This window comes from Microbacterium natoriense, from assembly GCF_030816295.1.
Taxonomy (GTDB): Bacteria; Actinomycetota; Actinomycetes; order Actinomycetales; family Microbacteriaceae; genus Microbacterium; species Microbacterium natoriense_A.
This window is the reverse complement of record NZ_JAUSXV010000001.1, coordinates 4,145,573-4,166,660: the sequence shown is the minus strand read 5'-3', so window position 1 is coordinate 4,166,660 and position 21,088 is coordinate 4,145,573. Positions and strand designations below refer to the sequence as shown.

23 protein-coding genes are annotated in these 21,088 nt (G+C 68.9%); 16 read left to right on the top strand and 7 right to left on the bottom strand.

Annotated features, from left to right (window positions below):
- The 4 genes from QFZ53_RS19680 to QFZ53_RS19665 are packed head-to-tail and all read left to right on the top strand — an operon-like array spanning position 1 to position 3,071.
- Complete coding sequence (locus tag QFZ53_RS19680; RefSeq protein ID WP_307299291.1) at positions 1-1,275, top strand: ABC transporter substrate-binding protein; 1,275 nt, start codon at positions 1-3, stop codon at positions 1,273-1,275.
- Positions 1,272-2,219, top strand: a complete 948-nt coding sequence (locus QFZ53_RS19675) for a carbohydrate ABC transporter permease (RefSeq protein WP_292906993.1) — start codon at positions 1,272-1,274, stop codon at positions 2,217-2,219. The genes QFZ53_RS19680 and QFZ53_RS19675 overlap by 4 nt, the downstream gene beginning before the upstream one ends.
- A 10-nt stretch (positions 2,220-2,229) precedes the next feature.
- Positions 2,230-2,595, top strand: a complete 366-nt coding sequence (locus QFZ53_RS19670; RefSeq protein WP_307299288.1) for a hypothetical protein — start codon at positions 2,230-2,232, stop codon at positions 2,593-2,595.
- Positions 2,550-3,071 (top strand): carbohydrate ABC transporter permease, encoded by a 522-nt coding sequence (locus tag QFZ53_RS19665; protein ID WP_307299286.1) that lies wholly within the window; start codon positions 2,550-2,552, stop codon positions 3,069-3,071. The genes QFZ53_RS19670 and QFZ53_RS19665 overlap by 46 nt, the downstream gene beginning before the upstream one ends.
- Positions 3,072-3,278: 207 nt before the next feature.
- On the opposite strand, the gene QFZ53_RS19660 is transcribed toward QFZ53_RS19665, so the two are convergent.
- The 3 genes from QFZ53_RS19660 to QFZ53_RS19650 form a co-directional block, all read right to left on the bottom strand.
- Positions 3,279-3,929, bottom strand: coding sequence for a hypothetical protein (locus QFZ53_RS19660; RefSeq protein ID WP_307299283.1), 651 nt, complete (start codon positions 3,927-3,929; stop codon positions 3,279-3,281).
- Positions 3,930-4,540: 611 nt separating this feature from the next.
- Entirely contained in the window at positions 4,541-5,293 is a 753-nt protein-coding gene (locus QFZ53_RS19655; protein ID WP_307299279.1) for an SDR family NAD(P)-dependent oxidoreductase, read from the bottom strand.
- Positions 5,290-6,150 carry a fumarylacetoacetate hydrolase family protein gene (locus tag QFZ53_RS19650; protein WP_307299277.1) on the bottom strand — a complete coding sequence of 287 codons (861 nt, stop codon included), beginning with the start codon at positions 6,148-6,150 and terminating at the stop codon, positions 5,290-5,292. The genes QFZ53_RS19655 and QFZ53_RS19650 overlap by 4 nt, the downstream gene beginning before the upstream one ends.
- A 143-nt stretch (positions 6,151-6,293) precedes the next feature.
- Here QFZ53_RS19650 and QFZ53_RS19645 point away from each other — a divergent pair, with 143 nt between their 5' ends.
- The 4 genes from QFZ53_RS19645 to QFZ53_RS19630 all read left to right on the top strand — a co-directional run bounded on the left by QFZ53_RS19645 (position 6,294) and on the right by QFZ53_RS19630 (position 9,416).
- A complete protein-coding gene (locus QFZ53_RS19645) occupies positions 6,294-7,583 on the top strand; it encodes an enolase C-terminal domain-like protein (protein ID WP_307299275.1) in 1,290 nt (429 codons plus the stop codon).
- Positions 7,570-8,538 (top strand): aldo/keto reductase, encoded by a 969-nt coding sequence (locus QFZ53_RS19640; RefSeq protein ID WP_307299272.1) that lies wholly within the window; start codon positions 7,570-7,572, stop codon positions 8,536-8,538. The genes QFZ53_RS19645 and QFZ53_RS19640 overlap by 14 nt, the downstream gene beginning before the upstream one ends.
- Before the next feature lie 14 nt (positions 8,539-8,552).
- On the top strand, positions 8,553-8,972 hold the full coding sequence (locus QFZ53_RS19635; protein WP_292907007.1) for an RbsD/FucU family protein: 420 nt from the start codon (positions 8,553-8,555) through the stop codon (positions 8,970-8,972).
- 81 nt (positions 8,973-9,053) lie between these two features.
- Positions 9,054-9,416 (top strand): VOC family protein, encoded by a 363-nt coding sequence (locus QFZ53_RS19630; RefSeq protein ID WP_292907009.1) that lies wholly within the window; start codon positions 9,054-9,056, stop codon positions 9,414-9,416.
- Between the two features lie 14 nt (positions 9,417-9,430).
- Here the strand turns inward: QFZ53_RS19630 and QFZ53_RS19625 are convergent, their stop codons facing one another.
- From QFZ53_RS19625 to QFZ53_RS19610, 4 genes are all read right to left on the bottom strand, one after another.
- The gene (locus QFZ53_RS19625; RefSeq protein ID WP_292907011.1) at positions 9,431-9,895 is read right to left on the bottom strand and encodes a GbsR/MarR family transcriptional regulator; all 465 of its coding nucleotides are present in this window, start codon (positions 9,893-9,895) and stop codon (positions 9,431-9,433) included.
- An 18-nt stretch (positions 9,896-9,913) separates the two neighbouring features.
- Complete coding sequence (locus QFZ53_RS19620; protein WP_307299268.1) at positions 9,914-11,524, bottom strand: ABC transporter permease; 1,611 nt, start codon at positions 11,522-11,524, stop codon at positions 9,914-9,916.
- Positions 11,521-12,426 carry an ABC transporter ATP-binding protein gene (locus tag QFZ53_RS19615; RefSeq protein ID WP_292907015.1) on the bottom strand — a complete coding sequence of 302 codons (906 nt, stop codon included), beginning with the start codon at positions 12,424-12,426 and terminating at the stop codon, positions 11,521-11,523. Before QFZ53_RS19615 ends, QFZ53_RS19620 begins: the two co-directional genes overlap by 4 nt.
- 181 nt (positions 12,427-12,607) lie before the next feature.
- Positions 12,608-13,141, bottom strand: a complete 534-nt coding sequence (locus tag QFZ53_RS19610) for a CGNR zinc finger domain-containing protein (protein ID WP_307299264.1) — start codon at positions 13,139-13,141, stop codon at positions 12,608-12,610.
- 39 nt (positions 13,142-13,180) lie between these two features.
- Between QFZ53_RS19610 and QFZ53_RS19605 the strand changes: the two genes are divergently transcribed.
- The 8 genes from QFZ53_RS19605 to QFZ53_RS19570 all read left to right on the top strand — a co-directional run bounded on the left by QFZ53_RS19605 (position 13,181) and on the right by QFZ53_RS19570 (position 21,047).
- Entirely contained in the window at positions 13,181-14,185 is a 1,005-nt protein-coding gene (locus QFZ53_RS19605) for an EamA family transporter (RefSeq protein ID WP_307299262.1), read from the top strand.
- Positions 14,186-14,252: 67 nt separating this feature from the next.
- On the top strand, positions 14,253-15,095 hold the full coding sequence (locus QFZ53_RS19600) for a hypothetical protein (RefSeq protein WP_307299260.1): 843 nt from the start codon (positions 14,253-14,255) through the stop codon (positions 15,093-15,095).
- Between the two features lie 90 nt (positions 15,096-15,185).
- Positions 15,186-15,845, top strand: a complete 660-nt coding sequence (locus QFZ53_RS19595; protein WP_307299257.1) for a GntR family transcriptional regulator — start codon at positions 15,186-15,188, stop codon at positions 15,843-15,845.
- Positions 15,842-17,368 carry an MmgE/PrpD family protein gene (locus QFZ53_RS19590; RefSeq protein WP_292907025.1) on the top strand — a complete coding sequence of 509 codons (1,527 nt, stop codon included), beginning with the start codon at positions 15,842-15,844 and terminating at the stop codon, positions 17,366-17,368. The genes QFZ53_RS19595 and QFZ53_RS19590 overlap by 4 nt, the downstream gene beginning before the upstream one ends.
- Complete coding sequence (prpB, locus tag QFZ53_RS19585) at positions 17,368-18,282, top strand: methylisocitrate lyase (RefSeq protein ID WP_292907027.1); 915 nt, start codon at positions 17,368-17,370, stop codon at positions 18,280-18,282. The genes QFZ53_RS19590 and prpB overlap by 1 nt, the downstream gene beginning before the upstream one ends.
- Before the next feature lie 2 nt (positions 18,283-18,284).
- Positions 18,285-19,418: a bifunctional 2-methylcitrate synthase/citrate synthase gene (locus tag QFZ53_RS19580; RefSeq protein ID WP_292907029.1), complete on the top strand. Its 1,134-nt coding sequence runs from the start codon at positions 18,285-18,287 to the stop codon at positions 19,416-19,418.
- A gap of 40 nt (positions 19,419-19,458) precedes the next feature.
- A complete protein-coding gene (locus tag QFZ53_RS19575) occupies positions 19,459-19,611 on the top strand; it encodes a hypothetical protein (protein WP_292907030.1) in 153 nt (50 codons plus the stop codon).
- On the top strand, positions 19,608-21,047 hold the full coding sequence (locus tag QFZ53_RS19570) for a hypothetical protein (protein ID WP_307299249.1): 1,440 nt from the start codon (positions 19,608-19,610) through the stop codon (positions 21,045-21,047). The genes QFZ53_RS19575 and QFZ53_RS19570 overlap by 4 nt, the downstream gene beginning before the upstream one ends.
- Positions 21,048-21,088: the final 41 nt, after the last annotated feature.

Here is a 21,088-nt window from a genome sequence, read left to right as displayed (position 1 = left end):
ATGACATCAGCAAAGAAGCTGGGTGCGGCGGCTGCGGTCGCCGCGATGGGCCTGGCGCTGGCGGGGTGCGCAGCATCCGCTCCTGAACCCGTCGAGACCACGGCCGCACCGGGCAGCGTCGATCTGCGCATGTCGGTGTGGACCTCGAACGAGGATCAGCTCGCGCTGTTCGACGAGATCGCCGACGCGTACAAGGCCGACCACCCCGAGATCGGGGAGATCACCTACGAGTCCCTCCCGTTCGCCGACTACAACACCACGCTGACCACGCAGATCGCGGGCGGCAACGCACCCGATCTGGCGTGGATGGGCGACCTGTCGCGCGACCTCATCGACGCCGACGCGCTCGTTCCGCTGACCGACGCGCTGAAGGGCACGAAGGGCTGGGGCTACGACGACCTGCTCGGCAGCGTCACTGCAGAGTTCAGCGCCGATGACGAGCTGTACGCCTACCCGTTCTCGAACTCGCCCTTCGCTCTCTACGTCAACAAAGACCTCTTGGCGCAGGCCGGCGTCGCTCTCGACGACGAGGTCACGTGGGACGAGGTCAGCGAACTGGGAGCCGCCGTGCACCAGACCACGGGCAAGGCCGGGTTCGTGATCCGCGACTTCGACTACGCGAACTGGGGCCAGCTCGCCACGGTGTGGGCAGGCTGGGGCGCGAGCGCCTGGAGCGCCGACGGCAAGACCTGCACGATGGACAGCCCCGAGATGGTCGACGCGTTCACGTTCCTGCATGACGCCGCCTTCGCCGACCAGTCCATGCCCGGTCCGGGCACGACGGCCGACTTCTTCGCGGGGGACGCCGCGTTCACCGTGGCGCAGGTCTCGCGTGCGGCGCTGCTCGACGGGTCGTTCGCCTACGACGTCGTCCCGTTGCCGAGCGGCCCGGAGGGCGACTACTCGGTGATCGGGCAGGCAGGGGTGGGCGTGCTCTCCTCGAGCTCTCACGTGCAGGAGGCGACGGACTTCCTCGCCTTCCTCACCGACCCCGAGAACGCCGAGAAGCTCGCGCAGTACTTCCCGCCGCCCCGCGAATCCCTGCTCACGGGCGAGAAGCTCGCCGAGAACAACCCGACGCTCTCCGCCGATCAGCTGCAGACCGTCGTGGTCGACCAGCTGCCCGACGCGGTGACCCTCCCGAACCACACCGGCCCCGCCGAGATCAAGGCGGCGGGCAAGACCGCCCTCGACGCCATGTGGACGGCGGATGCCGATGTGAAGGCCGTGCTCGGCGCGACCTGCGACGCGCTCACGCCGCTGTTGTCGAAGTGACCGCTGTCGAGACCGTCGTCGAGTCCCGGGGCGCGCAGGCGCCCCGGGACCCGCACCGCCCGTTCTGGACGACGAGGCGGCGCGACCAGCTCACGGGCTACCTCTTCATCGCGCCCCAGCTCGTCGGGGTCGTGCTCTTCGTGCTTGTGCCCGTCGGACTGGGCATCTGGTACAGCCTGAACGAGTGGAACATCTTCCGAGGCGAGCTCACCTTCGTCGGCGGCGACAACTACGCCGCGCTCTTCAGCGACCCGCAGCTTCCTGCGGTGCTGGGCGCGACCGCGATCTTCTCGATCGGCATCGTCGTGCTGAACATCGCGCTGGGTCTCGGCCTCGCGGTGCTGCTGAACCGGCGGTTCCGCGGGGTGACGTTCTTCCGCACGGTGTTCTTCTCGCCGGTCGTCGTCTCGGTCGTGGCCTGGACGCTCGTGTGGGGATTCCTCCTGCAGGACAACGGCGGCATCAACGCGCTGCTCGCGGTGTTCGGCATCGACGGACCCAACTGGCTGCTGTCGGGCGACACCGCGATGATCTCGGTGATCGTCACGCAGGTCATCCGAAGCGTCGGCGTGAACATGGTGCTCTTCCTCGCAGCTCTCCAGGGCGTACCGTCCGAGCTCTACGAGGCGGCGCGCATCGACGGCGCGGGCTCAGGGCGCATCTTCTTCCGCATCACGCTGCCGCTGATCTCTCCCACGCTCATGCTCACTGCCGTGATCACGATCGTCGGGGCGCTCCAGGCCTTCGCGAACGTGGCCGTGCTGACCGGAGGGGGCCCGGGACTCTCGACCACTGTGCTCGTCTACTACGTGTTCCAGCAGGCGTTCGAGTTCAACGACATCGGCTACGGATCGACACTCGCGCTCATGCTGCTGACGTTCGTGATGCTGCTCACGCTGCTGCAGTGGCAGCTGCGACGGAAGTGGGTGTTCTATGAAGACTGAGAGCAGACGGATGACGGGGAGCCACCGCATCCGCCAGGCGATCCTGATCGCGTCCCTGATCCTGCTCGCCGTGCCGTTCGCGGTGCCGACCATCTGGATGATCACGTCGTCGTTCAAGCCGCTGGCCGAGATCTTCCGCTCGCCGCCCGCCCTGTTGGCCGAGAACCCGACGTTCGCGGCCTACGCCGAGGCGTTCGCGTTCCAGCCCTTCGCGAGGCAGTACTTCAACAGCGTGTACATCGCGGTCATCGTCACGGCGATCGTCATGATCGTGTCGAGCCTGGCCGGCTACGCCTTCGCCCGCATCCGCTTCCGCGGGGCGAACGCGCTGTGTTCCTCGTGGTGCTCGTGGGGCTGCTCGTCCCCGGCGAGGTGACCATCGTGCCGCTGTTCCAGATGTTCAAGCAGTGGGGGATGATCAACACCCACTGGCCGCTGATCCTCGTCACCGCGCTCGCGGCGCCGTGCGTGCTCGCGACGTTCATCATGCGGCAGTTCTTCCTGTCGCTGCCCGTCGAGCTGGAGGAGGCGGCGCGCATCGACGGACTCGGCAGGCCCGCGATCTGGTGGCGGATCTGCCTGCCGCTGTCCAAGCCCGCGCTGTCGGCCGTCGCGATCCTCACGTTCCTCGCGTCGTGGAACCTGTATCTCGAGCCGACCGTGTATCTGACCTCGCCCGAGCTGTTCACCCTGCCCCAGGCGCTCACCCGCTACACCGACGCCTACGGCGGGCAGATGTGGAACACGCAGCTCGCGGCCGCGACCATGACGGTAGTGCCGATGCTCATCGTGTTCATCGTGGCCCAGCGGCAGTTCGTCGAGGGCCTGGCCCACTCGGGTCTGAAGGGCTGATCGGGTCGGTCCCGCGTCGGGGTTCCCACAAAGCCGTTCCGGTCGCAGTTCATGCCGCCGCAGCATCCGCTCGCCACACTCCGGTCGCAGTTGATGCCGTCGGATGCGTCGTTACGCGGCAGCAACTGCGACCGGAACGGACCGAAAGAACGAGCGGCGGCAGCAACTGCGACCGGAACGCGGCAACGGGGGAGCGCTGCTTCCGGTTCAGGCGCGAAGCGCCCGGCGGACGCGGTCGATCATGACGTCGGGCCTGGCGAAGAGGTCGCTCGTGATCTCGATGACGACCCAGCCCGCGGCGCGGAGGGCGGCGATGCGTTCGACATCCGCGGCATAGCGGGAGTGGTGGAGGACGCTCTGGTACTCGATCGCGATCTTCTGCTCGGGGTAGGCCAGATCGACGCAGCCGAGGAAGCGTCCGTTCGAGTCGTAGACGTCGTGGTTTAGCGAGGGCTCCGGAAGACCAGCGGCGATGAGGTGGAAACGGATCATCGATTCGCGCGGGGACCAGGAGTCTTCACGGATCAGTTCCACAGCCTCGCGCAGACGAGCGATTCCCGTGCGTCGCCCCGCAGAGATCGCGGCTCTCAACTCGTCGACCGTGGCGAGAGGACGTCTGCCGACGTCACGTCGACCCGGCCCTGATCGCCAGACACGGCAGAAGAAGTCGCCGAGCGCGACAAGATCGAGCACGCTCCAGGCTCCGAGTTGCGCCCACGCGGTGGCTGTCGAGGCGAGGCGGATGCCGTCGCGATTCGCGATACGGGTGTTCAGCGGATTCGCCCGATGCGCTGCTACGCCGTTGGCCCGGACGAGTGTGCCGCGGCCGAGAGTGGCGACGTGCACGGGGAGCTCCATGCCATCGACGGGACCAGTTCGGTCTATGACGAGCGGGAGCGGGCCTCCGTACAGGGCGACCGCGCTCTCATGACTGAGGAACTGGTCATCTCGCAGACGCGGAACATACCTTCTCGCACGGATCCGCCTCGCGGCGGCCTGCCTCTCGAACGGATCGAGTGCGCTGAGATCCGCTGCGACCGTTGTGGAGCGCACGCCGCGAAAGGGGGTCTCGAGATCCGAGCGCCGAAGGCGCCCGCTGCTCGCTCCGGCGCGCAGCGCATCTTGCACGCTGAAGCGTCTTCCGAGCTCCGCGGGCAGGGGGCGTGGATTTCCCATGGCTCAACCGTCGCATCACACGTGGATGTTCGCGGAAGTTATCCACAGGCTGGGGGCGTCGTTCCGGGCGCAGTTGGTGTCGCTGCGGCAGCCGTATGCCTTACTCCGGGCGCAGTTGGTGTCGCTCCGCCGCCGATCGAGCGGCACGAACTGCACCCGGAACACCGAGTCCGAGCGCGCTGACGGCAACAACTGCGACCGGAAGCGGAAGCGGAAGCGGGCCGGCGCGAGCGACGCGGAGCGGCCGACCGGGATGTTTCGCGACGGGAGCGAGCCCGCGGAACCGAAGCCGGCTACTCGGGGCGCAGACGCAGCTGCGCCATACCGCCGTCGACCTCGATGAAGGTTCCGGTCGTGGAACCTGCGGCAGGGGAGACGAGGTAGGCCACAGCGGCGGCGACCTCGTCGGGGCTGACCAGACGCCCGTGCGGCTGCCGGGCCTCGAGGGCGGCGCGCTCGGCTGCGGGGTCGGATGCTGCATCCAGCAGGCGTCCGACCCAGGGAGTGTCTGCGGTGCCGGGGTTGACCGCGTTCACCCGGATGCCTTCGCGCAAGTGGTCGGTCGCCATCGCGCGCGTCAGGGCCGAGACCGCGCCCTTCGACGCCGAGTACAGCGCGCGCTGGGGGAGGCCGGTGGTCGACGCGATGGACGCCGTGTTGCAGACGGATGCCGCGGGTGACCGCCGCAGCCAGGGGAGCGCTGCGGAGGTCACCCGCGCGATGCCGGTGACATTGATCGACAGCACGCGCGCCCACTCGTCGTCGTCGTTCGCGGAGATGTCGCCCTGCGCGCCGACGCCGGCGTTGTTCACGACGATGTCGATGCGTCCGAACCGCTCGGCGACGGCCGCGACCGCGGCGTCGACCGAGGCGCGGTCCGAGACGTCGGCGGTGAACGCTGCGAACCTGGCATCCGCCCCCGAGATGTCGCGGTCGAGAACCGCGATCCGCGCACCGTCGGCTTGCAGGCGACGCGCGATGGCGGCGCCGATGCCGGATGCTCCACCGGTGACGATCGCGACGAGCCCGTCGAGTCCTGCGCTCACTGCTGCTCCTTCCACGCCACGAACTCCTGCCGCTGATGGCCGAGTCCTTCGATCTCGATGTCGACGACGTCTCCGGCCGTCAGGTACGGGAACTTCCCGCCGAAGGCGACGCCCTGCGGAGTGCCGGTGAGGATGAGGTCGCCGGGCTCGAGGGTCACGTACTGCGACAGATGGTGCACGATCTCGCGCACGTCGAAGATCATGTCGTTCGTGTTCGAGTCCTGGCGGGGCTCGCCGTTGACCCAGCTGCGCAGGCGCAGATCGGCGGCGTCGACGTCATCGGGGGTGACGAGCCACGGGCCGGTCGGGTTGAAGCCCGGCGCGATCTTGCCCTTGGACCACTGCCCGCCAGAGACCTCCATCTGGAAGGAGCGTTCGGACACGTCGTTGGCGACGACGTATCCCGCGATGTGTGCGTCGGCCTCCGACGGCGAATCGAGGTACGCCGCGCGAGCGCCGATCACGATGCCGAGCTCGACCTCCCAGTCGGTCTTCTCGCTGCCGCGCGGGATCGTCACGGCGTCGTTCGGGCCGACGACCGTGTTGGGAGTCTTCAGGAACAAGATCGGCACTGTGGGCGGTTCCGCCCCCGACTCGCGGGCGTGAGCGGCGTAGTTCTGCCCGATGCAGATCACCGCGCTCGGGCGTGCGATCGGAGCGCCGATGCGCATCGCCGCGGCGTCCGCCACCTCGGGGAGCTCGTCAGCCGCGCGAGCCGCGGCGACGCGGGAGCGGAAATCGGATGCGAGGAAATCGCCGTGGAGGTCGGATGTCACCGGCCGCAGGTCGAGGTGACGATCTCCCTCGACGAGTACGGGGATCTCGGCCCCTGGTTCTCCCAATCGTGCGAACTTCATGACTCTCCTCGAGGATTCCGGGGGCTCGCACGACAGAGACGGTCGATTCGTCACCGTGTGGGCCGGGTTCGTTGACAGTATAGACATCCGATGTTTATGCTCCAAGAGGTCGGTGCAGGAAAGCCGACTCTGAGAGGAATCCCGTGAGCCGCATCGTCGCCCTCGACACCACCGACATCCGCTTCCCGACATCGCTGAGCCTCGACGGCTCCGACGCCATGAACCCCGACCCCGACTACTCGGCGGCCTACGCGGTCGTCAGGACCGACGTCGACGACGCCGGTCACGCCTTCGTCTTCACGATCGGACGTGGGAACGACGTGCAGGTCGCGGCGATCGACGCTCTGGCCGGCCACCTCGTCGGGCGTGAGATCGAGCCGCTGCTCGACGACATGGGCGGCACGTTCCGCGAGCTCATCCGCGACTCGCAGCTGCGCTGGTTGGGCCCGGAGAAGGGCGTCATGCACATGGCCATCGGCGCCGTCATCAACGCGCTGTGGGACATCAAGGCCAAGCGCGCGGGGCTCCCGCTCTGGCAGCTGCTGGCTCGTATGACGCCCGAGGAGATCGTCGGTCTCGTCGACTTCCGCTATCTCGGCAACGCGCTCACGCGCGATGACGCCCTCGCCATCCTGCGCGACGCCGTGCCAGGACGGGCGGAGCGAGAGCAGCAGCTGTTCGCCACCGGTTATCCCGGGTACACCACCAGCCCGGGGTGGCTCGGCTACTCCGATGAGAAGCTGGAGCGCCTCGCGCGCGAGGCGATGGCCGCGGGCTTCACCCAGATCAAGCTCAAGGTCGGCGCCGACCTGCACGACGACATCCGGCGCTTCCGCAAGGCCCGCGAGGTATGCGGACCCGACTTCCCGATCGCGATCGACGCGAACCAGCGTTGGGAGGTCGCCGAGGCGATCGAGTGGGTGAACGCGCTCGCCGAGTTCCGCCCCGCCTGGGTCGAAGAGCCCACGAGTCCCGATGACATCCTCGGGCATGCGGAGATCGCGCGCGGCGTCGCTCCGATCCGGGTGGCCACCGGAGAGCACGCGCAGAACAGGATGATCTTCAAGCAACTGCTGCAGGCGAACGCGATCGAGGTGATGCAGATCGACGCCGTGCGCGTGGCCGGCGTCAACGAGAACATTGCCAACCTGCTGCTCGCCGCGAAATTCGGGGTGCCGGTGTGCCCGCACGCGGGCGGGGTCGGACTCTGCGAGGCTGTGCAGCACCTGTCGATGTTCGATTTCGTCGCGGTGAGCGGCAGCCGCGAGGGGCGCATGATCGAGTACGTGGATCACCTGCACGAGCACTTCGTCACCCCGACCGCGATCCGCGGCGGCTCGTACATGCCGCCGTCCGCCTCGGGAAGCGGCATGGAGATGAAGGCGGACAGCATCGCCGAGTACACGTGGAAGGGGCAGCATGTCTTCGTCTGATCGCGGCGTGCCCCGCCTCGGTTACGGCGCGGCCAACCTCGGCAACCTCTTCCGTCCGCTCACGGATGACGAGGCCTGGGAGGTGCTCGATGCGGCGTGGGATGCCGGCATCCGCCACTACGACACGGCACCGCACTATGGCCTCGGCCTGTCCGAGCGCCGGCTGGGCGCGTTCCTCGCGACCAAGCCGCGGGAGGAGTACTTCCTCTCCACGAAGGTCGGCCGCCTCCTGCGTCCGAACCCCGACCATGAGCGGGGAGGGCTCGACACCGCGAACGACTTCCACGTGCTCGACGACCTGCAGCGGGTCTGGGACTTCTCAGCAGGCGGCATCCGCTCGTCCCTCGACGAGTCGCGCGAGCGGCTCGGCATCGACCGGATCGACCTGCTGTACCTGCACGATCCCGAACGCCACAACCTCGACCTCGACCTCGCGCTCGCCGAGGCGCTGCCCGCTCTCGAGCAGCTGCGCGCGGACGGGGAGGTCGGTCGGATCGGCATCGGATCGATGGTGTCGGATGCTCTCGCCACCGCCGTCCGGGCGGCCGACCTCGACCTCATCATGGTCGCCGGACGTTACACGCTGCTCGAGCAGCCTGCCGCAGCCGACGTTCTGCCGGCCTGCCGCGAGAACGGCACGGGGATCGTCGCCGCGTCTGTGTTCAACTCGGGGCTTCTCGCCCAGAGCACCCCGCACCGCGACGGCCGGTACGAGTACGGGCAGCTCCCGCAGGAGCTGTGGGAGCGCCTCGTCCGGATCGCCGCGATCTGCGCCGATCACGACGTGCCGCTGCCTGCCGCGGCGCTGCAGTTCCCGCTGCAGTCCGACCTGGTGCACTCGGTGGTCGTCGGCGGCAGCCGCCCCGCGCAGCTGAGACAGAACGCGGAGTACGCCGCCCTCGACATCCCGGCAGCCCTCTGGCAGGCCCTCGCCGCCGAGGGCTTCATCTCCTGACGAACGGAACGCTCATGCTCGAAGGAATCGACCCGCTGCTCACCGGTGAACTGCTGCTGCACCTCGACCGGATGGGACACTCCGACGCGGTCGTGATCGCCGACGCGCACTTCCCGGCGTGGGCGCTGGGGGAGCGGGTCGTCGACCTGCCCGGCACCACCACGCCCGATGTCGTCGCCGCCATCCGCACGGTGCTGCCCCTCGATGATGTGCCCGGCATCGACCTCATGACCTCTGCTGATGGCGAGGTGCTCGACGTGCAGCACCAGCTCATGGCCGCAGCCGGGACGGATGCCGGCACCACGCGATTCGTGGAGCGCTTCGCGTACTACGACGTCGCCAGGGGCGCCTATCTGATGGTGCGAACCGGGGAGACCCGTGCGTACGGAAACGCACTGCTGCGCAAGGGCGTCGTCGGGCGTTCCGGAGTGTGAGCACAACCCCTTGAAGTCGCCTGGTCGGGCGAGAAGACTGGCCGCGTCCGCACGACGACGAGAACGGCGAAAGGGGCCACCATGGCGCACGGAGACATCACGCACATCGACATCCCGGTGAGCGACATGAAAGCGGCGACCGAGTTCTACTCGAGCCTGTTCGGCTGGCAGATCGCCGAGATGCCGGGCTTCGAGGGCTACCCGATGTGGCAGGCTCCCAACGGCATCTCGGGCGGCGGCCTCGCGCCCCGCGGTGAGGGGTTCGTCGAGCCGCGGTCGTACGTCGAGGTCGACTCGATCGACGAGACGATCGCTCGCGCGCAGGACGCCGGTGCGAGCGTCGCCCAGGGCAAGCAGCAGATCACCGAGAGCAGCTGGTGGGCGGTGATCGTCGACCCCGACGGCAATCACATCGGGCTGTTCGAGGGCGTGGTCGGGGGCTGACCTGGCGCCCCGCCCTACGCGGGGTTCGCGTCGCGCTGAGCGATCCACTCGTCGACGAGCTGCGGCATCCGCTCGGCCATGAACCGCAGGAAGCCCGCCATCTGGGCGGCGCGCTCGGCGGCGGCCGGCTCTTCGCCGGTCTCCGCTGCGATCTTCTCGACGTAGTCGGCCATGCGGGTGTACACCGGCAGGTTGCCGATCACGACGGAGTGGAACGAGTCGGCGACCAGGTCGTAGCGGTCCCGGCGATGGCCGGCGCTGGGCAGACGCCGTGCGAAATGCGCGTCCTGCAGGTAGCGAACCGCGCCCGACACCGCGGCGGGGCTCACCTCGAGGCGCTCGGCGAGCTCGGCCGCCGTGTATCCGCCGGCGGGGGCGGCGACCAGCGCCATCAGCACGCGCGCGGGCATCCTCGGCATGCCGGCCGCCGTGATCATCGCGGCGGCCTGCTCTGCGGCTTCGGTTCCTCGGTGTTCCATGCGCTCCTCAGCCCCAGATTAGCCGTCTGACGCGAGTTCCCGACGGCGCATGAGCGTGAGCGCTCCGGCACCGGCGACCACGACGGCGAACACGAGCCACCAGAGTCCCCGCAGGTCCACGTCGCCGTGCGACACCACGGGTGTCACCGCGATCGGCGAGATGCTCGTGAGCCACTCGGGCATGCCCATGAGCGGTCCGAACATGCCCAGGACCGCTGCCACGCCGACCAGCGTCCACCCCGCCCCGAGCGTCGCGCGCGGCGCGAGGACGAACACGAGTGCGGTGAGGGCGGTGAAGACGGATGCCGCGATGAACTGCCCGAGCCCGGTGACCGTGACGACTCGGAACAGGTCGGCGGGGGCGCCGTTGGCCGCCAGGCCGACGTATGCCGCGACCATCGCCGCGGCCACGACCAGAGCTACCCCGATCGTCGCGACGATCGCGTAGTCCGCGAGCCAGCGAACGCGGCCGACCGCGGCCGCGAGCACCGGCTCGGCGGTGCCGTGCGCTTCCTCCTGGCGCGCGCGGATGATCGTCTGCACGCCGGCGCAGGCCGCGAGCACCCCGAGCATCGTGAAGAAGACCGTGATCATCGCCTCGTCGAGGTCGCCGGCGCGGGCGATCTTCTCGAGGATCTGCGCGACGGCAGGGTTCTCCCCGGCCACCTGCCCTGCAATGCCGCCGAGGGTCGTGGCGAGGAACCCCGTGAGCACACCGCCGATGACCCAGCCCAGGAGGGACCCCCACGCCAGCCGCCAGACGAGAGCGTGCGGAGAGGCGAGCGCGGCGCGTGCGCTCGCCCGGCCGCCCCGCTCGGCGATGAAGCTCGCGCCCAGGTCGCGAGCCGACTGCAGCACGGTGGCGGTCACCGCGAGCACGATCCCGAACGCGAACCCGAGGACCAGCGGCCACGGCGAGTTCTCGTCGAAGGGGCGGATCTGCTCGGCCCAGCCGAACGGCGACAGCCAGACCGGCCACGCGCTGTCGATGCGGCTCAGGTCGTCGCTCGGCGTGCCGGCGAGATTGCCCATGCCCCGGATCAGGAACGTCGCCACCAGCAGCCAGACGGTGAGCGCGTTCGCACCCCGCGACGTGCGCATGAGCTGCGCCGCGACGAGACCGACGCCGAGGAACGAGACGCCCGTGGCGGCTGCCGCAGCTCCCAGCAGCAGCGAGCCCGCGGCGTCCATCCCCGCGCCGATCAGCGACAGGCCGATGAGCAGGCCCAGCACGACGTTGGCCGCGAGTCCGTGCACGATCGTGGCGAGCAGCGGCAGCGTGCGCGAGGCGGGTGTGGCCGCGACGAGTTCGCTGCGCCCGGCCTCCTCGTCGCCGCGCGTGTGCCGCACAGCGAGGAACGTGCTCATGAGAGCTGCGAGCATCGCGAGCCAGGGCAGATCTTCGAATGCGAGGAACGCGCCGACGGAGGTGCCGGAGGGCAGCCCCCGAAACATCAGGATCACCGGGTTCGCGGCGACCGCCGCGAGCACCTCCTGACGGTCGGCGACCGTGCTGTACGACTGCGTGACGCCGGCGTAGCCCGCGTAGGCGAGCAGCACGGCGCCGATGACCCACAGCGAGAGCTGCAGCCAGTCGCGGCGCAGACGCTGGCGGAGCAGGGGGATCATGATGCGCTCTCGTCGCCGTAGTGGCGCAGGAACAGCTCCTCGAGAGAGGGCGGCTCGATGCGCAAGCCGGTCACCTGGCGCTGGGCGAGGATCGGGAGGACGGATGCCATGGCGTCGCTGTCGACCGTGAACCGCGCGCGCCCCTCGGTGAACGTCGGATCATGGGCCGCAGCGATCCCGTCGGTGGCCGAGACGTCGGCTGCTGCGAACGACACCTCGGTGCGGGTGAGGTGTCGCAGTTCCGGCAGCGTGCCGGACTCGACGACGCGGCCGGCACGGATGATCGAGACCCGGTCGCACAGCAGCTCGACCTCCGACAGGATGTGGCTCGAAAGCAGCACCGTGGCGCCGGCATCCTTCACCCGTGCGATCTCCTGTCGGAACACCACCTCCATCAGCGGATCGAGCCCGCTGGTCGGCTCGTCGAGGATGTAGAGGTCGGCCGGCACCGCGAACGCGGCGATGAGGGCGACCTTCTGCCGGTTGCCCTTCGAATAGGCTCTGCCCTTCTTGCGCGGATCGAACTGGAACGCCGCCTCGAGCCGTGCGCGGCTCGCCCGGTAGTCGGCGCTCTTCGTCGATGCCCCGCGCAGGCGCGACAGCAGGTCGATCGCCTCTCCGCCGGAGAGGTTGGGCCAGACGCTGACGTCACCCGGAACATAGGCGATGCGGCGGTGCAGGTCGGTCGCGTCCCTCCAGGGGTCTCGCCCGAGCACCTCGACGTCGCCCGAGGTCTTGCGTGCGAGACCGAGGAGGATGCGGATCGTGGTCGTCTTTCCGGCGCCGTTCGGGCCGAGGAAGCCGTGCACCTGACCCGCTGTGACGGAGAGATCGAGGCCGTCGAGAGCGTGCACGCGGCCGTAGTGCTTGGTGAGATCGCTCGTGCGGATCACTGTGTCCATGCACGGCACGCTACGCCGATTTCAGAAGTTTGTGAAGAGTGTGAAGAGTGCCCCGGGTGGTGCGATGATGCCCCGCCACCACGATGTCGACGTGCCACCACGTTGTTCGCGCATATTCGGGGGCGGCGCGTCGGGAACGCGGTGGCGCGGGAGGATCGACCTGGAGGCGGCGGGGGATCGATCAGGAGGCACGCCGCGCCCTGTAGGCGGCGACGGCGTTGCGGTTGGCGCAGGTCGTCGAGCAGTAGCGCTTCGAGCGATTGCGTGAGAGGTCGAGGGCGAGGGCCTCGCAGGAGTCGTCGTCGCACACGGAGATGCGTGAGCCCTCGTCGGTGCGGATGACGTCGACGAGGGCCATGGCCGTCTCGATCAGCACGCGCTCGGAGAGAGGGCGGTCGTCGGCGACCGCGTGCAGGTGCCAGTCCATGTCGCCGTGCCTGGTCAACCGCGGCGTCAGCGTCACCGACGCGAGGGCCTCGTTGACGGCCTTGGCCATCTCGTCGCGCGGCGCGATGAGCATGGCACGCAGTTGCGAGCGGATGCGGCGCAGCGCGTCGAGCTCGACGGCATCCCGATCCACGCGCCCGGTGAACGGGAACTCCTCGAGGAATTCGGCCTCGTCTGCGGCGTCCGTCAGCGTGTCCGGCGCTTCCGCGGTGTTCACCAGCCAGACGGCCGAGCGGAGCGCGTCTTCCGTGTCATTGGTGAAGATCATGTTGACATCTTACATCGCATACGCGTAGCGTCACATGTCATGACCACACTTGCCGATGACAGCATTCGAATCGCGTCGCGCCCGGGCGTCAGCCGCGGGATGCTGGTGGCGCTCGGCGCGGCCGTGTCGTTCGGCATGTCGGGCGTCTTCGCCCGCGGGCTCATCGATGCAGGCTGGAGCCCCGGCGCGGCTGTCACGGTGCGGATGTGGGTGGCGGCGCTCGTGCTCCTCGTGCCGACCCTTCTCGCGCTGCGGGGAAAGTGGCGGATCGTGCGCCGCAACGCCGTCATGGTCCTCGTCTACGGAGTGCTCGCGGTGACGCTCGCGCAGCTCTGCTACTTCCAGGCGGTCGCCGTCATGGACGTAGGCATCGCCCTGCTCATCGAGTACACCGCCCCCATCGCCGTCGTGCTCTGGCTGTGGATCCGGCGCGGCGAGAAGCCGACCAGGCGCAGCCTGCTCGGCGCGGCCGTCGCCTTCGTAGGTCTCGTGCTGATGCTCGACATCCTCACCGGCGCGCAGGTGAATCTGGGCGGCATCCTGTTCGCGCTCGGTGCGATGATCGGGGCGGCGACCTACTTCGTGCTCTCGGGCAGAGCCGACACCGGGCTGCCGCCGATCGCGCTCGCGGGCCTCGGCCTGCTGATCGGAGCGGTGGGCCTCGCGATCGCCGCACTGATCGGGGTGCTCCCGTTCGAGTGGACCACCGCCGACGTCGAGTACAGCGTCGGGAGCGTGCCGTGGTTCGTGCCGGTGCTCGCGATGGGGCTGATCGCGACGGCGCTCGCATACATCCTCGGCATCGCGTCGACGCGGATGCTCGGCTCCCGCCTGTCGTCGTTCGTCGCCCTCTCCGAGGTGGTCGCCGCGATGGTGTTCAGCGCTCTGATGCTGGGTCAGATCCCCGGACCCGTGCAGGCGATCGGAGGCGCGCTCGTGCTCGCGGGAGTCGTCGTCGTGAAGCTCGGCGAAGCGGATGCCGGTGCACCCTCGCTCGTCGTCGAAGCGGTGCCCGTCGAGCGGAGTGGGCCTGTCGACCGCTGACGACGCTCGCCTTCGTCGGGCATTCTCACGTCCGTCGGCTCCCGGTGCGGGTGGCTACCCTGAGTCCGTGGCAGATGACGACTTCGAGAAGCAGGTCGTCGTCGTGCGGTCGCGCCTTCCTGTCGCGGCGAAGCACTTCGATGCGAAGGACGTCGAGCGGGTGGCCTTCGACGTCGCCGGGCAGCGGGACGTCGCACTCGATCTCTGGGATCAGGCGCGTGACGCGGCCGACGAGGCGTGGCGCGAGTGCCGCCGTCGGCTGCGCAGGGAGTACGGGGCGAGGAACCCCCACGGCGGATGGTCGACCTTCGTGCTGTTCGCCGCGGTGCTGAGCGGAGCGTTCTCTGCGGCGCTCGCCGCCGGTCTGAGGTCGGATCCGTACGAGACGGAAGGAATCCTCTTCGTTCTGGCGACGATCTCGGGGCTGGGCGACCTCATCGTGCTGATCGCGGTCGGGTGGCGTCCGCTGAACTGGGGAATGGTGCGGATGCAGATCGGGATCGCTGTCACGCTAGCGGTGGCCGCAGCGTTCCAGCTGACGCGCCCTGCGATGCCGGTTGCGCCGCTCGTGTTCGGCGCGGGTGCGATCGGAATCGCCGGACTCATACTCGCGCTGCTGGTGCGCGCGCTCCGTCCGGCGGAGCGCGAGGAGATCGACACGGCGATCAATGTCGCGGTCGACAGGATGCGGCCGGAGGTGGATGCCATCGCCGCGCGCCTGCAGGCGGAGACGCTGGAGAAGCTGAGTGCGCAGGAGCAGGAGCGAATCGTCGCCCTGCGAACGGCGGCGCTCGTCGACCTCGCCGCCCTGGGTGACCCGCAGCCCGCCGTCGAAGAAGTGGTGCCGGCCGGAGGGGTGATCATCTCCGCGTTCCTGGTGAAGTGGAACTCGTATCTGAGGCGTGAATGACGTGCCCCGCCTCGACTCGAATGTATACGGGGAGGAACGCGAGCGGGGCTTTCGAGCCGCACAGTGTTTGTTTATGTATACACTGATCAAATGACCCTCGCCGCCGATCGCATCAGCGCGAGCGATCGCGCCTACGCGGATCTGCTGGACGGCATCCAATCGGGATTGCTCCCCGCAGGCTTCGTGCTGGGCGAGGTTGAACAGGCCGCGCGGCTCGGGGTCAGCCGGACGCCCATGCGCGAGGCGCTGCGCCGCCTCGCTGCCGACGGCCTCGTCGTGCAGCAGTCGCCCCGGGTCACGGTCGTGGCGGACCTTGATGCCGAAGACATCCGCGCGCTGTTCGAGATCCGCCGCGCGCTCGAGGAGACCTCGGCCCGGCTGGCCGCGGCCCGAGGCGACGCCGCGCTGTTCCGGAACCTCGCCGAAGAATTCGCACACGTCGATCTCACGGCCGTCGAGGGGCGAGACGCCTACTACGCCCTGATCGCCCGTTTCGACGCGGCCCTCGATGCGGCGGTGGCCAACGACTACATCGCCTCGGCCCTGCGCACCGTGCGCACGCACCTCGTGAGAGTGCGGCGCATGGCTCGCGACAAGCCCGCCCGGCTCGAAGCATCCGCCGCCGAGCACCGCACGATCGCCCAAGCCCTCGCCGATCGCGACGGCGAGCTGGCCGCCCATGCCACGCACGTGCACCTGCACAACGCGCTCACCGGCATCCTCGAAACCCTGAACGAAGGACAGAAATGACCGTCACCCACCACGTCCGGGTCCACCGCAGCGACGAGAATCTGGCCCGTGAAGGCCAGCTCGCCTGGAAGATCGCCGAGGTCGCGGTCGACGCCGTCGAGGTCGAGCCGGCCGTCGTCGACATGATCATCAACCGCATCATCGACAACGCCTCGGTGGCCGCGGCATCCCTCACCCGCGCCCCGATCAACGCGGCGCGCGCACAGGCGTTCAGCCACCCGGTGTCCACCGGCGGCCAGGGTGCGAACCTGTTCGGCGCAGCCCTCGACCACCGCACGAGTCCAGAATGGGCGGCGTGGGCGAACGGCGTGGCGGTGCGCGAGCTCGACTACCACGACACCTTCCTCGCGGCGGAGTACTCGCACCCCGGAGACAACATCCCGCCGATCCTCGCTGTGGCCCAGCATGCTGGCAAGGACGGTCGGGCACTCGTGCGCGGCATCGCGACCGGCTACGAGATCCAGATGGACCTCGTGCGCGCCATCTGCCTGCACAAGCACAAGATCGACCACGTCGCGCATCTCGGGCCCTCGGCTGCAGCTGGCATCGGCACGCTGCTCGACCTCGACGTCGAGACGATCTACCAGGCCGTCGGCCAGGCGCTGCACACCACGACCGCCACCCGTCAGAGCCGCAAGGGCGAGATCTCCACATGGAAGGCGCACGCGCCGGCATTCGCGGGAAAGATGGCCGTCGAAGCCGTCGATCGCGCGATGCGCGGGCAGACCAGTCCCTCGCCGATCTACGAAGGCGAGGACGGCGTGATCGCCTGGATGCTCGACGGCAATGACGCCGCATACGAGGTGCCGCTGCCTGCCGTCGGCGAGGCGAAGCGCGCGATCCTCGACTCGTACACGAAGGAGCACTCGGCCGAGTACCAGGCGCAGGCGTGGATCGATCTCGCCCGCAAGCTCGGCACCGAGAACCCGGCGCTGCGCGACCCCGCGAACATCGAGTCGATCGTGCTGCACACCAGCCATCACACGCACTACGTGATCGGCTCAGGGGCGAACGACCCGCAGAAATACGACCCCACCGCGTCGCGTGAGACCCTCGATCACTCGATCCCGTACATCTTCGCGGTGGCACTGCAGGACGGCGGCTGGCACCACGTCGACTCCTATGCTCCCGAACGCGCTGCTCGACCGGACACGGTCCAGCTGTGGCACAAGATCACCACCGCCGAGGATCCCGAGTGGACGCGCCGCTACCACTCCGAGGATCCCGACGTGAAGGCCTTCGGCGGTCGCGTCGAGTTCCGTCTGACCGACGGCACGACCGTGGTCGACGAGATCGCGGTGGCCGACGCGCATCCGCTGGGAGCCCGTCCGTTCGCCCGTGAGAACTACATCGCGAAGTTCCGCCTGCTCGCAGAACCCGTGCTCGAGCCCGCCGAGATCGAGCGGTTCCTCGAGCTCGTGCAGCGGCTGCCCGAACTCACCGCCGCCGAGGTCGGCGAGCTCTCGATCATCGCGCGGCCCGGCCTGCTCGAGGCCGCGGATGCCCCGAAGGGGCTCTTCTGATGCTCTACTCCACGGTCACTCCGGCCGAGAAACGGCGGCTGTTCCGCGAGCGTCTCGCGAGCGGCGAGCTGCTGCGCCTGCCCGGCGCCTTCAACCCGCTCAGCGCGCGGCTGATCGAGGAGAAGGGCTTCGACGGCGTCTATATCTCGGGCGCGGTGCTCGCCGCCGACCTCGGACTCCCCGACATCGGGCTCACGACCCTCACCGAGGTGGCCGGCCGGGCGAAGCAGATCGCCCGCATGACCGACCTCCCCGCGATCGTCGACGCCGACACCGGTTTCGGCGAACCGATGAACGTCGCCCGCACGATCCAGGAGCTCGAGGATGCCGGGCTCGCCGGCACGCACATCGAGGACCAGATCAATCCCAAGCGCTGCGGTCACCTCGACGGCAAGAGCGTCGTCGACGAGAACACGGCGATCAAGCGCATCCGCGCCGCCGCCGACGCCCGACGGGACGAGAACTTCCTCATCATGGCGCGCACCGACATCCGTGCCATCGACGGGTTGGAGGCCGCGATCGACCGCGCGAAGGCGCTGGTGGACGCCGGGGCCGACGCGATCTTCCCCGAGGCGATGCGCACGCTCGCGGAGTTCGAGGCGATGGCGAACGCCGTGGACGTCCCGATCCTCGCGAACATGACCGAGTTCGGCAAGAGCGAGCTGTTCCCTGTCGACCAGTTGCGGGATGCCGGTGTGAGCATGGTCATCTGGCCGGTTTCGCTGCTGCGCATCGCGATGGGGTCGGCCGGCCGTGCACTGGATACGCTGAACGACGAGGGGCATCTGACCTCGAAGCTCGGCGAGATGCAGCACCGGGCCGATCTCTACGATCTGATCGACTACGAGTCGTACAACCACTTCGACTCGGGCGTCTTCAACTTCCGCGTCGAGCGGGACACCACGAAGGAGTGACCATGACCGAGCCGGACATCAAGAAGGGCCTCGCCGGAGTCGTCGTCGACACGACCGCGATCTCGAAGGTCAACCCCGAGACCAACAGCCTGCTGTACCGGGGGTACCCCGTGCAGGAGCTCGCCGCGACCCAGCCGTTCGAGGCCGTCGCGTACCTGCTCTGGAACGGTGAGCTGCCGGATGCCGAGCAGCTCGCCGAGCTGCGTGCGACGGAACGTGCTCACCGTGCGCTCGCCGACGAGGTGAAGGCCGTGATCGATCTCATCCCGGTGAGCGCCCACCCGATGGACGAGGTGCGCACGGCGGTCAGTGCGATCGGCGCCTCCGATCCGAATGCCGGCGGCTCGGTGCTGAACGCAGGCGGGAGCCCCGCCGAGAACCTCGAGCGCAGCATCCGCCTGTTCGCGGCGCTGCCCGCGATCGTCGCCTACGGACAGCGCCGCCGTCGCGGCGAGGAGCCCATCGCGCCGCGGGACGACCTGGACTACTCGGCGAACTTCCTCTGGATGACCTTCGGCGCCGAACCCGACGCGGTCGTGGTCGACGCGTTCAACCGCTCGATGATCCTGTATGCCGAGCACTCCTTCAACGCCTCGACGTTCACCGCGCGCGTGATCACCTCGACGCTCAGCGACCTGTACTCGGCCGTCGTGGGCGCGATCGGCGCGCTCAAGGGTCCTCTGCACGGGGGCGCGAACGAGGCCGTGCTGCACATCTTCGACGAGATCGGCGACGCCTCGAACGTGAAGTCCTGGCTCGACACGGCGCTCGCCGAGAAGCGCAAGATCATGGGCTTCGGGCACCGCGTGTACAAGCGCGGAGACTCGCGCGTGCCCACCATGAAGGCTGCGCTCGACACCCTCGTCGAGCACTACGGACGGCACGACGTGGCGGAGCTGTACGACGCCCTCGAGTCGGAGTTCGTCGCCCGCAAGGGGATCTACCCGAACCTCGACTACCCGTCGGGGCCGGCGTACAACCTCATCGGCTTCGACACCCTCACCTTCACGCCGCTGTTCGTCGCCGCACGCGTCACCGGGTGGACGGCGCACGTGATCGAGCAGGCCGGAGCGAACGCGCTCATCCGTCCGCTCTCGCACTACGACGGCGTCGACGAGCGGCATATCGCACGCTGAGCTCGGCCGTGACGGTCCTTCGTCATGGGCAGAACTCCCCATGACGAAGGACCCGATCCTTGCCCTGGCTGACGGTACCCTGAAGGAGTTCCCCGTCGCACGCACCGCGGCCGGGGGAGGGGGTCACCTCTTCCAGGTGACGAAGAGCAGAGCGGATGCCGTGGTCGACGGCGTCTACGGAGAGCAGCCATGACCGAAACGCCGGAGAACCCGCAGCCGTCCCAGCCCGAGCCGACACAACCGCCGGCACCGCCCACGCCGCCGTACCAGCCCGAGCCCGCGCAGCCGCCTGCACCGTATCAGCCGGAGCCCGCGCAGCCGCCGTACCAGCCCGAGCCCGTGCAGCCGCCGTCGTTCGATCCGAACGCGTACCCGGGGGCGCCGGCGGCCTACCCGGGGGCTGCTCCCACCGCAGCGCCGGATCCCTACGCGGTTCCCGGCCAGGGCGGCCCGCAGGCCTACCCTGCAGCGCCGACGGAGCCGTATGCCGCGGCATCCGACCCCCACGCGTCGTATCCCGCCGCTCCGCAGGGCGACCCCAACGCCTACCCGCCCGGAGGCCCTGCCGCCTACCCGGGCGCTGCAGCTCCCGGCGACCCGAACGCCCCTTACCCCGGGGCCTACCCGGCTGCCGGCTTCGCGCCCGCACCGAAGAAGCCGATGTCGAAGGGGCTGCTGTTCGGCCTGATCGGCGGTGGAGCAGTGGTGGTCCTCGCGATCGCGGCCGCCGTGATCGTCCCGATCGTGACGCGGCCGGCCAAGCCCTCGGCGTCCGAGTACGTCGAGCAGTACCTGACGGCGCTCGCCGACGGCGACGCCGAGAAGGCGGTCACCTACGTCGAGAACTACGGAGGCGACGATCTTCTGACCGCCGACGTCCTCAAGGAGTCGTTGAAGCTCGGCAAGATCGACAAGATCAAGGTCGGCAAGGAATCCGAGGGGGAGTACGGCGACACCCAGGTCGCAGTCACCTTCACCATCGGCGACACCAAGGTCGACCGCACGTTCGACGTGAACCCGTCGTATGACGGCACCGAGCTCACGATCGTCGACGGTCTCGTGTCGTTCTCGGGCCTGTACGGATTCGAGGGGCTCGGCCTGACGGTGAACGGCGCCGAGGCGCCGACCGACAGCGTGTACGTCTTCCCCGGCACCTACCAGCTCGCGGTCGGTCCCGAGCAGTTCGCGATCGAAGGCGAGAGCACCCTCGTGGTCGCCTCCGACGACGACACCGAAGCGCTCTATGAAGTGAAGCCGATCCTGAGCGAGGCGGGCACCACGTCGTTCCGCGAGCTGGTCAAGGCCTCGTTCGCCGAGTGCCTCGCGATGAAGACGCTCGACACCCCGTGCGGCATGAACACGAGCACCATGAGCCAGGACGGCTACACGCCCGTCGACGGCACGGTCACCCGCACGATCGACGCCGAGAACCAGTCGAAGCTCGACAACCTCGAGGCCTACGTGAGCGAGCGCGCGATCGTGACGACGTACGACTACTGGAGTGCTGACATCACGCTCCAGGCCTCGAACGGCTCGTCGACCGAGCCGTTCGAAGTCCTCTTCGGCGGCGAGGTGCTGACCCCGAAGGTCGACTTCTCCGCCGAGACGCCCTCCGTCGTCTGGGAGTGACGGCCGCGGGTCCGCGACGTTCCTCGGAACGGCGCGGACCC

Excerpts from the sequence above, each read along its gene's own strand:
- QFZ53_RS19620 (WP_307299268.1), bottom strand. The coding sequence starts at position 11,524 with ATGATCCCCCTGCTCCGCCAGCGTCTGCGCCGCGACTGGCTGCAGCTC.
- QFZ53_RS19615 (WP_292907015.1), bottom strand. The coding sequence starts at position 12,426 with ATGGACACAGTGATCCGCACGAGCGATCTCACCAAGCACTACGGCCGC.
- QFZ53_RS19635 (WP_292907007.1), top strand. The coding sequence starts at position 8,553 with ATGCTCGAAGGAATCGACCCGCTGCTCACCGGTGAACTGCTGCTGCAC.
- QFZ53_RS19650 (WP_307299277.1), bottom strand. The coding sequence starts at position 6,150 with ATGAAGTTCGCACGATTGGGAGAACCAGGGGCCGAGATCCCCGTACTC.
- QFZ53_RS19660 (WP_307299283.1), bottom strand. The coding sequence starts at position 3,929 with ATGGAGCTCCCCGTGCACGTCGCCACTCTCGGCCGCGGCACACTCGTC.
- QFZ53_RS19605 (WP_307299262.1), top strand. The coding sequence starts at position 13,181 with ATGACCACACTTGCCGATGACAGCATTCGAATCGCGTCGCGCCCGGGC.
- QFZ53_RS19590 (WP_292907025.1), top strand. The coding sequence starts at position 15,842 with ATGACCGTCACCCACCACGTCCGGGTCCACCGCAGCGACGAGAATCTG.
- QFZ53_RS19640 (WP_307299272.1), top strand. The coding sequence starts at position 7,570 with ATGTCTTCGTCTGATCGCGGCGTGCCCCGCCTCGGTTACGGCGCGGCC.
- QFZ53_RS19630 (WP_292907009.1), top strand. The coding sequence starts at position 9,054 with ATGGCGCACGGAGACATCACGCACATCGACATCCCGGTGAGCGACATG.
- QFZ53_RS19575 (WP_292907030.1), top strand. The coding sequence starts at position 19,459 with ATGACGAAGGACCCGATCCTTGCCCTGGCTGACGGTACCCTGAAGGAG.
- QFZ53_RS19670 (WP_307299288.1), top strand. The coding sequence starts at position 2,230 with ATGACGGGGAGCCACCGCATCCGCCAGGCGATCCTGATCGCGTCCCTG.
- QFZ53_RS19580 (WP_292907029.1), top strand. The coding sequence starts at position 18,285 with ATGACCGAGCCGGACATCAAGAAGGGCCTCGCCGGAGTCGTCGTCGAC.
- prpB (WP_292907027.1), top strand. The coding sequence starts at position 17,368 with ATGCTCTACTCCACGGTCACTCCGGCCGAGAAACGGCGGCTGTTCCGC.
- QFZ53_RS19680 (WP_307299291.1), top strand. The coding sequence starts at position 1 with ATGACATCAGCAAAGAAGCTGGGTGCGGCGGCTGCGGTCGCCGCGATG.
- QFZ53_RS19595 (WP_307299257.1), top strand. The coding sequence starts at position 15,186 with ATGACCCTCGCCGCCGATCGCATCAGCGCGAGCGATCGCGCCTACGCG.
- QFZ53_RS19570 (WP_307299249.1), top strand. The coding sequence starts at position 19,608 with ATGACCGAAACGCCGGAGAACCCGCAGCCGTCCCAGCCCGAGCCGACA.
- QFZ53_RS19625 (WP_292907011.1), bottom strand. The coding sequence starts at position 9,895 with ATGGAACACCGAGGAACCGAAGCCGCAGAGCAGGCCGCCGCGATGATC.
- QFZ53_RS19610 (WP_307299264.1), bottom strand. The coding sequence starts at position 13,141 with ATGATCTTCACCAATGACACGGAAGACGCGCTCCGCTCGGCCGTCTGG.